The following is a 15,109-nucleotide window of genomic DNA, read 5'->3' as shown; positions in this document are numbered from 1 at the left end:
AATGGCGGCTCACGAATCGTGACTGATGTCACATTATTATCTCGGTTGCCCTTTAAAATTCGGGGCGGCGCCCCCATGTGGTTTCAAGCCGAAAGGAAGAGTGAGGCGAATCAGCCGCGCAAAGGTTGTGCAGAGGATTGATTTGTCGCAATGATTGACACGATTCCGCTTGACGCTGCGTAAGGTTTTTGTAATTTTACAGGCAACCTTTTATTCACTAACAAATAGCTGGTGGAATATATGACTATCAAAGTAGGTATCAACGGTTTTGGCCGTATCGGTCGCATTGTTTTCCGTGCTGCTCAGAAACGTTCTGACATCGAGATCGTTGCAATCAACGACCTGTTAGACGCAGAGTACATGGCATACATGCTGAAATATGACTCCACTCACGGCCGTTTCGACGGTACTGTTGAAGTGAAAGACGGTCATCTGATCGTTAACGGTAAAAAAATCCGTGTTACCGCTGAACGCGATCCGGCTAACCTGAAATGGGACGAAGTTGGTGTTGACGTAGTGGCTGAAGCTACCGGTATCTTCCTGACTGACGAAACCGCGCGTAAACACATCACCGCTGGCGCGAAAAAAGTGGTTCTGACGGGTCCGTCTAAAGACAACACCCCAATGTTTGTTAAAGGCGCTAACTTTGACAAATACGAAGGCCAGGACATCGTTTCCAACGCTTCCTGCACCACCAACTGCCTGGCGCCGCTGGCTAAAGTTATCAACGACAACTTCGGCATCATCGAAGGTCTGATGACTACTGTTCACGCGACTACCGCAACCCAGAAAACCGTTGACGGCCCGTCTCACAAAGACTGGCGCGGCGGCCGCGGTGCATCTCAGAACATCATCCCGTCCTCTACTGGCGCTGCTAAAGCGGTAGGTAAAGTACTGCCGGAACTGAATGGCAAACTGACTGGTATGGCGTTCCGCGTTCCGACTCCGAACGTATCCGTTGTTGACCTGACCGTTCGTCTGGAAAAAGCGGCTACCTACGAGCAGATCAAAGCTGCTGTTAAAGCTGCTGCCGAAGGCGAAATGAAAGGCGTTCTGGGTTACACCGAAGACGACGTTGTATCTACCGATTTCAACGGCGAAGTATGCACTTCCGTGTTCGATGCTAAAGCAGGCATCGCGCTGAACGACAACTTCGTGAAACTGGTCTCCTGGTACGATAACGAAACCGGTTACTCCAACAAAGTACTGGACCTGATTGCTCACATCTCCAAATAAGTTGAGATGACACAGTCATTGGTAAGAGCGACTCAGGTCGCTCTTTTTTTTGCTTAAAGATATACCCGTCATACTTCAAGTTGCAGGTGTGTTGGCTATGCTTTCTCACCCGAATCACTGACGGAAGTCGAACTTATCGGGATGAATCAGGGATGTCCCTGGCCGTAGGTTACCTACGGTTGTTCAAATTCGTTCCCGATGAATTTGTCGTTCACTTGCCGCGTTACTCGGCCTGCGGCCCCGCCTCTACGGGCCAGCGCAAGCACTGGTCAAGGCACAAGCGCCTTGTCATGCAACTCGAATTATTTAGGGTTAAGAGGATTGCGTAATGATTAATAAAATTTTTGCCCTCCCGGTTATCGAACAGCTTACCCCTGTCCTTTCCCGTCGTCAGCTTGATGACCTGGATCTGATCGTCGTTGACCATCCGCAGGTTAAAGCCTCTTTTGCATTACAGGGCGCGCACCTTCTCTCCTGGAAACCCGTTGGCGAGGAAGAGGTATTGTGGCTCAGTAATAATACGCCTTTCAAAACCGGCGTGGCGCTACGCGGCGGCGTACCGATCTGCTGGCCCTGGTTTGGACCTGCGGCTCAACAGGGTCTGCCGTCACACGGCTTTGCGCGTAATCTACCGTGGGCGCTAAAAGCGCATAATGAAGATGATAATGGCGTAATGCTGACATTTGAGCTGCAAAGCAGTGAGGCCACCCGGAAATACTGGCCGCACGATTTCACGCTGCTGGCACGTTTTAAAGTGGGCAAAACCTGTGAAATTGAACTGGAAGCGCATGGCGAGTTTGCAACCACATCCGCGCTCCACAGCTATTTTAACGTTGGCGACATCGCCAACGTTAAGGTCAGCGGACTCGGCGATCGGTTTATTGATAAAGTTAACGACGCTAAAGAAGGTGTCCTGACCGACGGTATGCAAACCTTTCCGGACCGTACCGATCGCGTTTACCTCAATCCTGAAGCATGTAGCGTGATCCACGATGCGACATTAAACCGCACGATTGATGTGGTCCACCACCATCACCTTAACGTCGTAGGCTGGAACCCTGGCCCGGCGTTATCCGTCAGCATGGGCGACATGCCGGATGACGGCTATAAAACGTTTGTCTGCGTTGAAACGGTTTACGCTACTGCGCCGCAACAAGCCACAGAAGAAAAACCCTCTCGTCTGGCGCAGACTATCTGCGTCGCTAAACGCTAAAAGTGAATGGATAACGGCGTTGCTATAGGCTCTGGAAGGCGTCAGCCGCCATCAGGCATGACTTGCCGGATGGCGGCGCTTACACATTTTATCCGGCGTCACACCATATCCAACGCGGTTTTCCCTTTTGGCGCAGGCCAGGCGTTGTCCAGTAAGGCAAGTTCGTTTGCTGACAAGGCGATCTCAAGCGCCGCTGCATTTTGCTTCACGTGTTCTGTACTTCCGGCTTTCGGGATCGCCATCACGCCCGGATGCGCAATCACCCACGTCAGTAAGATTTGCGCCGCCGTAGCGTTATGCGCTTGCGCAATTTCATTCACCACCGGATGATTCAGTAAACCGCTACGTAACCGGCCAGCCTGCGCCAGCGGGCTATAGGCCATCACTGGCATTCGCTGTTGTTGACACCACGGCAATAAATCATACTCAATACCGCGTGACGCCAGATGATAGAGCACCTGATTTGTCGCGCATTGCTGTCCCCCCGGGATGCGCCACAGCGCCTGCATATCGTCATAATCAAGATTAGAGACTCCCCAACGGCGAATTTTCCCCTGCGCGATTAGCCGCTCCATACCTTCAACGGTCTCTTCGAATGAAAAGCTTCCGGCCCAGTGCAATAGATAGAGATCGAGATAATCTGTTTTCAGACGACGCAGGCTTTCCTCACAGGCGGCAACTATCTTCTGGCCGCCAGCGTTCCACGGGTACACTTTTGACACCAGAAATGCCTCATCGCGTCGCCCTGCCAGCGCCTCGCCCACGACCTTTTCCGCCCCGCCGTCGGCATACATTTCCGCCGTATCAATAAGGCGCAACCCCAAATCCAGCCCCGCACGCAGCGCCGAAACCTCGCGCTGACGTTGATCCGCGCGCTCGCCCATATACCATGTTCCCTGTCCGATGGCAGGAAGCGTCACCTGCCCGCAAAACGTTACGTTTTTCACTGATTTCATTTCCTTTTCAATGTCACTCGACGGTAAAACAATACCGGACTCTTAGACCCTACGGTAATGTCCGGCATCATACCGCGCAAGGGGGCGATTTTCTTGTCACTGACGAACGTCATCCGCAATCATGTCGACGATGCGAGTAATATGCGCGGCGGGTCGCTGATTCAGTAATAATTGACGCATCACATTCATATAGGGCGTCACATGTTGAAAGAACTCCAGATATCCTTTACAGAGATAATTTTGCCGTTCGCCGCCGTCCATGCAAATTCGATGTTTCGGACAACCGCCGTGACAGGCAAAGCGCCACGTACAGTTCTGGCAGCGTGAGGAAAGGTTTGCTTTAGCCGCGCCAAACTGCTGCTGAAAAGGAGAAGCCGCCATTTCTTCTAAAGAGTGTTGCTGCAGATTGCCCAGTTTATAGGCGGGAAAAACAAAATGGTCGCAGCTAAACACGTCGCCATTCTGCTCCACCAGCAAACTTTGCCCGCAGGTCGACTGCATCGTACAAAGCGTGGCGGGCTCCCCCATCCAGACGCCAAGTAAGTTGTCAAAAAGCTGTACGAATATGCGTCCGACATCGTGACGTATCCATTGATCAAAAACATCGCACATAAAGGCGCCCCACCCTTCAGGCGTGACGGAAAAGGGCATCAGCGCAGGCGAATCCTCATTGTCAGATAACGTCAAAGAACGCTGTGCTTTTTGCGCGAGCGGCTCAACAATGGGAATAAATTGCAGGTGTTTACTTTCCAGTTCCTGGGTCAAAAAATGATAAATAGCGTTGCCATGACGGCATGACGCATCATTCACGACAGTGAGCGTGTTGAACTCGACATCATTTGCCTGCAGAAGGCGGATAGCATTAACGACTCGGGAAAAAGACGCCCGCCCTGACGGCGTTTTCCGGTAATTATCATGAACGACTTGCGGCCCATCAATCGATATACCAATCAGGAACTGATGCTGCGCAAAGAATGCCGCCCACTCTTCATTGATTAATACGCCATTGGTTTGCAGACTGTTGTAGATAGTTTTGCCGTTGGCATAGCGTTGCTGCAAGCGCACCACTTTTTGGTAAAAAGAAAGACCGCATAGCGTCGGCTCTCCCCCCTGCCAGCAAAACGAGACCTCTGAGGATGGCGTATCATCAATTACCCGACGGATATACGTCTCCAGCACATCGTCAGACATGACGCGCTGGCCCCGGGGTTTATCAAGATAGAAACAGTACTTGCAGGATAAGTTACACAGGCTGCCGCTGGGCTTGGCTACGGTATTGAATACTATGCTCATTCGTCTTACTCGCTGTGAAGAATGGGTATAGCATAAGCGGGACGTGACAGGGCGATATCAGCCAGCATTGCAACAATTATTACGCTAATTGTTAGCGCAGTTGTAATCACCTGGATTTTTCATATAAAAGGCTAGTTTTTTAAATTGATGTAACAAAGTATAAATCACATAAGGCTGCGCCATACCCGGTCAACAGCGCATTTATGCAAGCCGCCATGTTCGCGTTTCAGACAGCACAAAGCCTGCATAACGCAGGCTTTGTCATGGTTTTTCTGGCAAATTCAATCAATCAGAATCTATAGGTCACGCCAGTAGAAAGGATACCGGTCCAGGATTTATCCACCATCGGGCTATCGGTAATTTCATCCGACAGACGGGTGTAGCGCGCAGTACCATATACGCTCCAGTTACCGGCGAAATTATAGTTAGCGCTCAGTTCAAGATACGGGTTCCAGCTATCGTTCGGGTTATAGCCGCGCAGGCCGCTACGCGAAGATTCTTTACGTGATACGCCGTAATAGTAATCGTTCTGGTTCTCGCTATTCCATTCAACCCCGATACCTGGCGTTAAGGTCAGCCCGCCATTGGTATACCGATAAAGCCAGGCCAGATCCCAGACAATACCGTTACTGTTATCCAACGTATCCCCTGCCAGTGAGGTACGCAGGAATCCATATTGGGTGTGATGCGCGTAAGAAACGCCCGCCATCATAGTACTTTTACGCCTGTCCAGACGACGCAACTGATGGTCATCGCTGTCGCCCGGTTTGAAGTACATCGGGGACCAGTATGCCATGATTGACAACTTATCGGCATTGTCATTCCACAAGTAGTACCCGCCGCCCAGACCACGGAACCAGAAGTTTTCGCTTTCATAAGCGATGACCGGTATCGGATAAACATCGCTATCGTAATCTTTATAAGGGTGTTCAACCACACCAACGCCTGCGCCCAACGTCAGGTTGCTTTCAGCGTGCGCGACGCTGGCGGATGTTGCAATAAACACGCCAAGAGCCAGAAGTTTAAGTTTGGTCACAATCCATAATTCCTTATTCAAATGTTCTGCGGCAAAAGTGTAACCGCCAATACCTGTAAGCCCAACTATTTTACACAATGTAACCGTTTAATATCACCACCACCGATTATTTTCAGATGATCGGCTGATGATCGTTATGTGACCGGGAACGCTTTTTCTGATATCCACCAGCCTTTTCTACCTGATGAGTTATTGATATGTCATCGAAATCCACTGACGCGTACAGGCAAGTTTTGCAAATGCCATCTACGCTTAATGTTAAGAAGGTGTATCACCGGACACGTTGATCTTCTGACCAATAAAATGGCATGAGAGTTGCTTTTTTTGCTTAGCAGAAACGGCGTTCAGTCTACCTCTTCCGGGAGCCTCTACTATTCATATGAACGGCTCTTAACATGTGCGAAAAAACGAAAGGATGGCATATCATGAATATATTCGATCACTATCGCCAGCGTTACGAAGCTGCCAAGGACGAAGAGTTCACACTGCAGGATTTTCTTACCATTTGTCGGCAAGATCGCAGTGCTTATGCCAACGCGGCAGAGCGGCTATTAATGGCTATCGGCGAGCCTAATATGGTCGACACTGCCCAGGAACCCCGACTTTCCCGACTCTTCTCCAACCGGGTTATTGCTCGCTATCCTGCGTTTGAAGAGTTTTACGGCATGGAAGACGCGATTGAACAGATTGTCTCTTATCTGAAACATGCGGCGCAAGGGCTGGAAGAGAAGAAGCAAATTCTCTATTTGCTGGGACCTGTGGGGGGTGGCAAATCATCGCTCGCTGAACGGCTGAAATCGCTAATGCAGCGCGTGCCAATTTATGTTTTAAGCGCCAACGGCGAGCGTAGTCCGGTCAACGATCATCCGTTATGCCTGTTTAATCCGCAGGAAGACGCGCAGATTCTGGAAAAAGAGTACGGTATTCCGCGCCGCTATCTCGGTACGATTATGTCCCCGTGGGCGGCCAAACGCCTGCATGAGTTTGGCGGCGATATTACTAAATTCCGCGTGGTGAAAGTCTGGCCCTCCATTCTGGAGCAGATTGCCATCGCCAAAACGGAACCCGGCGATGAAAACAACCAGGATATTTCGGCGCTGGTCGGCAAGGTGGATATTCGTAAACTCGAACATCACGCCCAGAACGATCCGGATGCGTATGGTTACTCTGGCGCGCTGTGCCGCGCTAACCAGGGGATCATGGAGTTCGTCGAGATGTTTAAAGCGCCTATTAAGGTGCTGCACCCCTTGCTGACCGCAACCCAGGAAGGTAACTACAATGGTACAGAAGGTATTTCCGCCCTGCCCTTTAATGGCATCATACTTGCCCACTCAAACGAATCTGAATGGGTGACGTTCCGTAACAATAAAAATAACGAAGCGTTCCTCGACCGTGTCTATATTGTGAAGGTGCCTTATTGCCTGCGAATCTCCGAAGAGATCAAAATCTACGAGAAACTACTTAATCATAGCGAGCTGGCTCATGCGCCCTGCGCGCCGGGCACGTTGGAAACGCTTTCGCGCTTCTCGATTCTTTCCCGCCTGAAAGAGCCGGAAAATTCCAGTATTTACTCGAAAATGCGCGTTTATGACGGTGAAAGCCTGAAAGATACCGACCCCAAAGCCAAATCGTACCAGGAGTATCGCGACTATGCGGGCGTGGATGAAGGGATGAACGGTCTCTCCACCCGATTCGCCTTTAAGATCCTCTCCCGCGTATTCAACTTCGACCATGCGGAAGTGGCGGCAAACCCGGTACATCTGTTCTACGTTCTGGAACAACAAATCGAGCGTGAGCAGTTCCCGCAGGAGCAGGCTGAACGTTATCTGGAGTTCCTGAAAGGCTATCTGATCCCGAAATACGCCGAATTTATCGGCAAGGAGATCCAGACGGCCTATCTCGAATCTTATTCTGAGTACGGGCAGAACATTTTTGATCGTTACGTGACTTATGCAGATTTCTGGATTCAGGATCAGGAGTATCGCGACCCGGATACCGGTCAACTGTTCGATCGCGAGTCGCTGAACGCCGAACTGGAAAAAATTGAAAAACCAGCGGGTATCAGTAACCCGAAAGATTTCCGTAATGAGATAGTAAACTTTGTCCTGCGCGCCAGAGCCAACAATAGCGGCCGTAATCCAAACTGGACCAGTTACGAGAAGCTGCGCACGGTGATTGAGAAAAAAATGTTCTCTAATACTGAAGAGCTGTTGCCGGTCATTTCTTTTAACGCCAAAACGTCGACTGACGAGCAGAAAAAGCATGACGACTTTGTCGATCGGATGATGGAGAAAGGGTATACCCGTAAGCAGGTTCGTTTGCTGTGCGAGTGGTACCTGCGCGTGCGTAAATCGTCGTGATGTTAATGCCCGGTGGCGCTTGCGCTTACCGGGCCTACAAAGTAATGTTCTGTAGACTGGCTAAGCATTAGCGCTATCCGGCACTGACAGAACAGGCGCTCAGTTGGCAGTACGGGGGGCATATGACCTGGTTCATAGACCGACGTCTTAACGGCAAAAATAAAAGCACGGTGAATCGCCAGCGCTTTTTGCGTCGTTATAAAGCACAAATTAAGCAGTCGATTTCCGAAGCAATTAATAAACGCTCTGTGACCGATGTCGACAGCGGAGAGTCCGTCTCTATTCCAACCGATGATATTAGCGAACCGATGTTTCATCAGGGGCGCGGCGGTCTGCGCCATCGCGTCCATCCGGGTAACGATCACTTTATCCAGAATGATCGCATTGAGCGTCCGCAAGGCGGTGGCGGCGGCGGTTCCGGCAGCGGTCAAGGTCAGGCCGGCCAGGACGGCGAAGGCCAGGATGAGTTTGTTTTTCAGATTTCAAAAGATGAGTATCTGGATCTGCTCTTTGAAGATTTAGCGCTGCCTAATCTGAAAAAAAACCAGCATCGCCAGCTTAACGAGTATAAAACTCACCGCGCCGGTTTCACCTCAAACGGCGTGCCGGCTAATATCAGCGTGGTACGTTCGCTACAAAACTCTCTGGCGCGCCGTACAGCAATGACGGCAGGAAAACGCCGCGAACTGCACGCGCTGGAAACGGAACTGGAGACCATCAGCAAAAGCGAACCAGCGCAACTGCTTGAAGAGGAGCGGTTACGTCGGGAGATTGCCGAACTGCGGGCTAAAATCGAGCGGGTGCCGTTTATCGACACCTTTGATTTACGCTATAAAAATTATGAAAAACGGCCTGAGCCCTCCAGCCAGGCGGTAATGTTCTGTCTGATGGACGTCTCTGGTTCGATGGACCAGGCAACCAAAGATATGGCCAAGCGTTTTTACATTCTGCTCTATCTGTTTTTAAGCCGAACGTATAAGAACGTCGAAGTGGTTTATATCCGCCACCATACCCAGGCGAAGGAAGTGGACGAACATGAGTTCTTTTATTCGCAAGAGACCGGCGGGACGATTGTCTCCAGCGCGCTTAAACTCATGGATGAAGTGGTTAAAGAGCGCTACGACCCCGGTCAGTGGAACATCTATGCGGCGCAAGCGTCAGACGGTGATAACTGGGCCGACGATTCACCGCTGTGTCATGAGATTCTGGCGAAAAAGCTGCTGCCGGTAGTGCGCTATTACAGCTATATCGAGATTACCCGCCGCGCCCACCAGACCTTATGGCGCGAGTATGAACATCTGCAGGCGACGTTCGATAACTTCGCCATGCAGCATATTCGCGATCAGGAGGATATTTATCCGGTATTCCGCGAATTGTTTCAGAAACAGAGCGCCAATCAAAACGTATAAATAAACCCGCCCGTTCATATGTCGGGCGGGTTTTAATAAACCTGGTGTTCGGTTTTTATGACTGAAGCAATTACCCGCGAATAGTCTGAATGAAGGTATTCCGGCATATCGGGTAATTTAACCCATTAATAGAATTCCATCATGTTAATAACACCAAGGCCAAGACCAAGGCCCCAAATGTCCTGGTTGCTCCACTCCAGGAGGAAGAATGTGACAGGCATGGACTGTATCAAAAACATGATCCAAAACATGTGAAAAAGGATCATCCGCCATCGCCGACGACGTAAAACCTGCTGCCAGTAATGCAAAAAATAAAATCACAGCCATCTCTTTAAATCGTTTCATAGCGCCTCCGAACGGAAGTACATTATTATCCTTACCACTTCACACTCCTTTCATCATCATAATAAAGGTTATTTTCTTTTTGTCACAAATAGATCAGTATTATTGATTAAAAATTTAGTTTTTATCACAATAGTCACACATGAAAATATAAACACAGCGTATTAATTGGTTTATTAAACCGAGAATGAGTTTTATTCCTGCATAGCACACGTTTTATTTTTAAACAGTCTATTAGAGGAATTCTCATCGCTATGGTAAACTAACGCATCCGACTTTCAGGGCTGTAGTTCATCATGAATTTGCATCATAAAGCGCTCAGGCACTTTATCTCAGCAAGCGTCATCGTTTTGACATCGTCCTTCCTGATTTACGAACTTATTGCCAGCGACAGGGCAATGAATGCCTATATGCGTTATATCATGGAGAGAGCCGATTCGTCGTTTTTGTACGATAAGTACCAGAATCAAAGCATCGCCGCACATTTGATGCGAACTTTTGAAGCGCCGGGAGATCCCGTCACTGCAGAAAAACGCCGCGCGTTTTGCGACGCCTTTGAGGCCATTAACGGTACGCACGGCGTCAACCTGACCCGGCATAATTATCCGGCGCTACATGGTACCCTGCAAACCGCCGCTACACAGTGTACCGATAATCTTGATGACGCCCTTTTACTGCCTGCGTTTGATCAGGCGGTAAGCATCAACCGAGCGCAGGACGACCACAGTCACGGGCTGGGCACACTGGAGCTTAAATTCCGTTATTACGTTGATTTAAATAAACATTATGTCTATTTCTATGATTTAATCAACTCACGGCGCTTCGCCATGCATCGTTGGACTTTTTTACAAAAAGGTACAATGGGTATTAACAGAAAAGATATAGATAAACTTTTTACCGGCCGTACGGTTATTTCAAGTATTTACATGGATGATATTACCCAGGAAAACGTCATGAGCTTTTTAACGCCAGTCTATCTGGCGGGAACGTTAAAAGGTATCGTGATGGTGGATGTTAACCAGGATAATTTAAAAAATATTTTTTATACCCAGGACCGTCCGCTGGTTTGGCGCTATCTTAACGTAACACTAAAGGATATGGACTCCGGAAAAGAAATTATTATTAATCAAAGCAAAAATAATCTGTTTCAATATGTGAATTATAGCCATGATATCCCTGGCGGACTGCGCGTTTCGTTGTCCCTTGATTTAACCTATTTCCTTGTCTCGTCCTGGAAAGCGCTGGCCTTTTACTTACTGGCAACGGCGCTCCTGCTTAATATGGTACGGATGCACTTTCGGCTTTATCGCAACGTCACACGCGAAAATATTAGCGATGCCATGACCGGGCTTTACAACCGTAAAATATTAACACCGGAGCTGGAACAGCGACTGCAACGCCTGGTCAATGCCGGGACGCCGGTAACATTTGTCGCTATTGATTGCGATAGGTTAAAACTGATCAACGATACCCAGGGGCACCAGGAAGGCGACCGAATTATAACCCTGTTGGCGAAAGCGATTAAAACATCGATTCGTAAAAGCGATTACGCCATTCGCCTCGGCGGCGATGAGTTCTGTATTATTCTTGTTGATTACGCGGCGGATTTGGCTATCCATCTGCCGGAGCGTATTATTCGTAACCTGCAAATTATCGCACCGGATAAGACAGTCCATTTTTCTGCCGGGATTTATAATATGCAGCCCAATGATACGATTAATGATGCCTACCAGGCTTCCGATGCGCAGCTCTATCTGAACAAACAACAAAAACAACATCGTTCATCATAGTGCTTCGCAGTAAATGTTCATATTGCACCAGGAGTGAGAAATGGCCGAAATAACTGAAGTCGCGAAGGGTGTCGCTACACACCAACGTTTAGTGGCTTTATTAACCCAGGAGAACGCGCGCTATCGTGTGGTGAGCCATGAGGCGGTAGGAAAATGCGAAGCGGTATCTGAAATACGCGGTACTGCGCTGGGCCAGGGCGCAAAAGCGCTGGTCTGTAAAGTCAAAGGCAACGGCGTCAACCAGCACGTTCTTGCTATTCTGGCGGCCGATCAGCAAGCCGACCTCTCTCAGCTTGCTTCACATCTGGGCGGCTTACGCGCTTCCCTTGCCAGCCCGGCGGAAGTCGATATGCTGACCGGCTGCGTTTTTGGCGCGATCCCGCCTTTCAGTTTTCACCCCAATCTGAAACTGGTCGCCGATCCGCTCCTATTTGAGCGTTTCGATGAAATTGCCTTTAATGCCGGCCTGCTGGAAAAATCAGTCATTATGAATACACAGGACTATCTGCGCATCGCCCGACCAGAACTGGCAGTCTTCCGCCGCTTTCAGTCATCGCCAACGGCTTAGTCCCCTTCCCCTTCAAGGAGCAATACAGACACAACGATAATGATAAAAATGGCGAAAAACGACGCCGTTATCATCAGCGCTTCAAGAAACGGTGGATCGTACATAATTGTATCCTCAGGAAGACAACAATGACGGTTCACCTGTTAGCAATACGCGGCGTTGATGGCAATTTAATGACAACGCCGTTTTTCACGTAGAGATTGTCTTTCAGGCAGTTGCCTGAAATTCGCATCAATCGTTAAAAAGGCCTGTGCGCTTTGCCGTTTGGGCGTAAAGTAGTCAGGCTTACTTTTTGGCAAGGAAACCATAATGTTTGATGTCACTCTGCTGATCCTGCTCGGACTGGCAGCTCTGGGATTTATCAGCCACAACACCACTGTCGCCGTCTCAATTCTGGTGCTGATTATTGTCCGCGTAACCCCGTTGAATACCTTTTTTCCCTGGATTGAAAAACAGGGACTCACCGTCGGGATTATCATTCTGACCATCGGCGTGATGGCCCCCATCGCCAGCGGAACCCTACCGCCCTCCACATTGATCCACTCTTTTGTGAACTGGAAATCGCTGGTCGCGATTGCCGTCGGCGTTTTCGTCTCCTGGCTGGGCGGTCGCGGCATTACGCTGATGGGAAACCAACCGCAGCTCGTCGCCGGGCTGCTGGTCGGTACGGTACTTGGCGTCGCGCTGTTTCGCGGCGTGCCGGTCGGCCCACTGATTGCGGCAGGGCTGGTCTCTTTAATTGTGGGGAAGCAGTAACTCGCCCGTCAAATACTGGCCTGGCGTCTGCCCCAGGCCTTTTTTAAACATGGTAATGAATGCCGTGGTGGAATCATAACCCAGCATTTGCGCCGTCTGCTGTACATTACGTCCCGCGATTAGCGCTTGTAGCGCCAGAATTAATTGCAACTGATGACGCCAGCGACGAAAGCTTAGCCCCGTCTCTTTGACAACCAGCCGGGCAAGGTTACGCTCGCTCATCGCGAATACGCTGGCCCACTGCCCTAACGTATTCCATCGCGCGGGCTCCTGCGCCATTGTCTCAACCATTTGGCGAATTTTTGGATGCCCCGATACCGGTAATTGCAATTGTTCCTGCGGCTGCTGCGGCAGTTCATCAAACAACACCTGAATAAGGCGCTGCGTTGGCATTTGCGCTCTTTCGGAATCGGTTCTGCGCGCCAGCGACAAAATCAACTCCCGGCATAACGGCGAAATTTTCAGCGTACAGCAACGCTCCGGCATGACGACCGCCGCAGGTTCAATAAATAAAAAGCACAGCTCCGCCCCTGCGGTCACATGATTACTGTGCGGCAGCGAGCCGGGGAGCCAGACGGCATACTGGGGCGGAACCATCCACATCGCATTTTCCACCTCACAGGTGATCGCGCCGTGCAGAGCGAGGATCAACTGTCCCTTGCGATGCTGATGGCGAGGGCTAAACAGTTCATCATCCCTGGCGCGAATACAAAAGGCCACAGCGGCATCGTGGTGAAGGTCGGGAGCGTAACCGTCCAGTCTCAGGCCAATCATTATATTGTCCGATTTTAGCGATAAATTGTCATTTTAGCTTGATTCATCCAAACAGTAAAAACTGTTAAGGTATCGCCTCGCCTGACGAGATGAGAAAACGATGACGACAGCCCTTTCACCACGCGGCAAACAGGGCGCTTTACTGATTGCCGGTATTTTGATGATAGCCACTACGCTGCGCGTAACATTTACCGGCGCTGCACCGTTGCTGGAGACAATCCGTTCGGATTACGGTCTTTCCACCGCCCAGACGGGCCTGCTAACAACCTTGCCGCTTCTGGCGTTTGCACTGGTTTCGCCGCTGGCGGCCGGTATTGCCCGCCGGTTTGGGATGGAACGCAGTCTGTTTGCCGCAATGCTGCTGATTTGCGCGGGTATTGCCCTCCGCTCCCTGCCCTCCGCTGCATTGTTGTTTGCCGGAACTGCCATTATTGGGTGCGGGATAGCGCTGGGTAATGTGCTGCTACCAGGATTGATTAAACGCGATTTTTCACAACATGTCGCAAGGCTGACGGGCGCGTATTCATTGACGATGGGCGCCGCCGCCGCGTTGGGGTCTGCGCTGGTGGTTCCGCTGGCGTTGCACGGTTTTGGCTGGCGCGGCGCGCTGTTAATGCTAATGCTGTTTCCGCTGTTGGCGTTTCTTATCTGGTTGCCGCAGTGGCGCACTACTCGCACAGCTAACCTGAGTAGCTCCCGGGCATTACATGAACGCGGTATCTGGCGTTCGCCTTTAGCCTGGCAAGTTACGTTGTTTCTGGGACTTAACTCACTGATTTATTATGTGATTATCGGCTGGTTACCAACAATACTCATCAGCCACGGTTACAGCGAAGCACAGGCAGGATCGCTACATGGCCTGCTGCAACTGGCGACCGCGGCGCCTGGGTTAGCTATTCCGCTTATTTTGCATCGCTTTAACGATCAACGCTGGATTGCCGCGCTGGTCTCACTATTGTGCGCAGTGGGCGCGGCGGGGCTTTGGTTTGTGCCGGGCCAGGCGATCATCTGGACGCTACTGTTCGGCTTCGGTTCAGGCGCGACGATGATCCTCGGCCTGACGTTTATCGGCCTGCGCGCCAGTTCGGCGCATCAGGCGGCGGCGCTTTCCGGCATGGCGCAGTCGGTCGGGTATTTACTGGCGGCATGTGGGCCCCCCGTCATGGGAAAACTTCATGATGCCAGCGGTAGCTGGTATCTGCCGCTATCAGGCGTGACGGTTCTGGCTATCATCATGGCGATTTTTGGCCTCTACGCCGGACGCGATCGAGAGATAGCGTCATAAATAAACTTGATACCCACTTCTGAATGCCTGATGGCGCTTCGTTTATCAGGCCTGATCCATTAAAATCATTACCGCTATTCGACAAAAGTAG

General features: G+C 50.5%; 14 protein-coding genes. 8 read left to right on the top strand and 6 right to left on the bottom strand.

Annotated elements, in window-relative coordinates; all coding sequences use genetic code 11:
- Nucleotides 1–240 precede the first annotated feature (240 nt).
- A complete protein-coding gene (gene gapA, locus ACLD3P_RS01520; RefSeq protein WP_000153505.1) occupies nt 241–1,236 on the top strand; it encodes a glyceraldehyde-3-phosphate dehydrogenase in 996 nt (331 codons plus the stop codon).
- 328 nt (nt 1,237–1,564) lie between these two features.
- Entirely contained in the window at nt 1,565–2,449 is an 885-nt protein-coding gene (locus ACLD3P_RS01515; RefSeq protein WP_020898700.1) for a D-hexose-6-phosphate mutarotase, read from the top strand.
- A 98-nt stretch (nt 2,450–2,547) separates the two neighbouring features.
- Here ACLD3P_RS01515 and ACLD3P_RS01510 read toward each other — a convergent pair whose 3' ends face one another.
- The 3 genes from ACLD3P_RS01510 to ACLD3P_RS01500 form a co-directional block, all read right to left on the bottom strand.
- Nucleotides 2,548–3,405, bottom strand: coding sequence for an aldo/keto reductase (locus ACLD3P_RS01510; RefSeq protein WP_000843751.1), 858 nt, complete (start codon nt 3,403–3,405; stop codon nt 2,548–2,550).
- Nucleotides 3,406–3,501: 96 nt separating this feature from the next.
- A complete protein-coding gene (locus ACLD3P_RS01505) occupies nt 3,502–4,698 on the bottom strand; it encodes an anaerobic sulfatase maturase (RefSeq protein ID WP_023219671.1) in 1,197 nt (398 codons plus the stop codon).
- Nucleotides 4,699–4,987: 289 nt separating this feature from the next.
- On the bottom strand, nt 4,988–5,734 hold the full coding sequence (locus tag ACLD3P_RS01500; protein WP_000163762.1) for a MipA/OmpV family protein: 747 nt from the start codon (nt 5,732–5,734) through the stop codon (nt 4,988–4,990).
- A 425-nt stretch (nt 5,735–6,159) separates the two neighbouring features.
- Between ACLD3P_RS01500 and yeaG the strand changes: the two genes are divergently transcribed.
- Entirely contained in the window at nt 6,160–8,094 is a 1,935-nt protein-coding gene (gene yeaG / locus ACLD3P_RS01495) for a protein kinase YeaG (protein ID WP_001518010.1), read from the top strand.
- 122 nt (nt 8,095–8,216) lie between these two features.
- Nucleotides 8,217–9,503 carry a YeaH/YhbH family protein gene (locus tag ACLD3P_RS01490; RefSeq protein WP_131046383.1) on the top strand — a complete coding sequence of 429 codons (1,287 nt, stop codon included), beginning with the start codon at nt 8,217–8,219 and terminating at the stop codon, nt 9,501–9,503.
- A 144-nt stretch (nt 9,504–9,647) separates the two neighbouring features.
- Here ACLD3P_RS01490 and ACLD3P_RS01485 read toward each other — a convergent pair whose 3' ends face one another.
- Nucleotides 9,648–9,848 carry a hypothetical protein gene (locus ACLD3P_RS01485; RefSeq protein ID WP_024134150.1) on the bottom strand — a complete coding sequence of 67 codons (201 nt, stop codon included), beginning with the start codon at nt 9,846–9,848 and terminating at the stop codon, nt 9,648–9,650.
- A 293-nt stretch (nt 9,849–10,141) separates the two neighbouring features.
- On the opposite strand from ACLD3P_RS01485, the gene dgcJ reads away from it, so the two are divergent.
- Together dgcJ and ACLD3P_RS01475 are read left to right on the top strand one after the other, a co-directional pair.
- Entirely contained in the window at nt 10,142–11,635 is a 1,494-nt protein-coding gene (gene dgcJ, locus ACLD3P_RS01480) for a diguanylate cyclase DgcJ (RefSeq protein ID WP_024798639.1), read from the top strand.
- Between the two features lie 49 nt (nt 11,636–11,684).
- On the top strand, nt 11,685–12,203 hold the full coding sequence (locus tag ACLD3P_RS01475) for a YbaK/prolyl-tRNA synthetase associated domain-containing protein (protein ID WP_023893413.1): 519 nt from the start codon (nt 11,685–11,687) through the stop codon (nt 12,201–12,203).
- On the opposite strand, the gene yoaI is transcribed toward ACLD3P_RS01475, so the two are convergent.
- Nucleotides 12,200–12,307 (bottom strand): small membrane protein YoaI, encoded by a 108-nt coding sequence (yoaI, locus tag ACLD3P_RS01470; protein WP_000272239.1) that lies wholly within the window; start codon nt 12,305–12,307, stop codon nt 12,200–12,202. The genes ACLD3P_RS01475 and yoaI overlap by 4 nt on opposite strands.
- Nucleotides 12,308–12,512: 205 nt before the next feature.
- On the opposite strand from yoaI, the gene ACLD3P_RS01465 reads away from it, so the two are divergent.
- The gene (locus ACLD3P_RS01465; RefSeq protein ID WP_000460698.1) at nt 12,513–12,959 is read left to right on the top strand and encodes a DUF441 domain-containing protein; all 447 of its coding nucleotides are present in this window, start codon (nt 12,513–12,515) and stop codon (nt 12,957–12,959) included.
- On the opposite strand, the gene ACLD3P_RS01460 is transcribed toward ACLD3P_RS01465, so the two are convergent.
- The gene (locus ACLD3P_RS01460; protein ID WP_131046384.1) at nt 12,939–13,733 is read right to left on the bottom strand and encodes an AraC family transcriptional regulator; all 795 of its coding nucleotides are present in this window, start codon (nt 13,731–13,733) and stop codon (nt 12,939–12,941) included. The genes ACLD3P_RS01465 and ACLD3P_RS01460 overlap by 21 nt on opposite strands.
- 100 nt (nt 13,734–13,833) lie before the next feature.
- Between ACLD3P_RS01460 and ACLD3P_RS01455 the strand changes: the two genes are divergently transcribed.
- Nucleotides 13,834–15,018 carry a CynX/NimT family MFS transporter gene (locus tag ACLD3P_RS01455; RefSeq protein ID WP_115286095.1) on the top strand — a complete coding sequence of 395 codons (1,185 nt, stop codon included), beginning with the start codon at nt 13,834–13,836 and terminating at the stop codon, nt 15,016–15,018.
- The last annotated feature ends 91 nt before the right edge of the window (nt 15,019–15,109 follow it).

Source organism: Salmonella sp. 741265073_HBA (assembly GCF_046569105.1).
GTDB lineage: Bacteria > Pseudomonadota > Gammaproteobacteria > Enterobacterales > Enterobacteriaceae > Salmonella > Salmonella enterica.
Note: the sequence above shows the minus strand (reverse complement) of the source record. Positions and strands in the feature narration are given on the sequence as shown.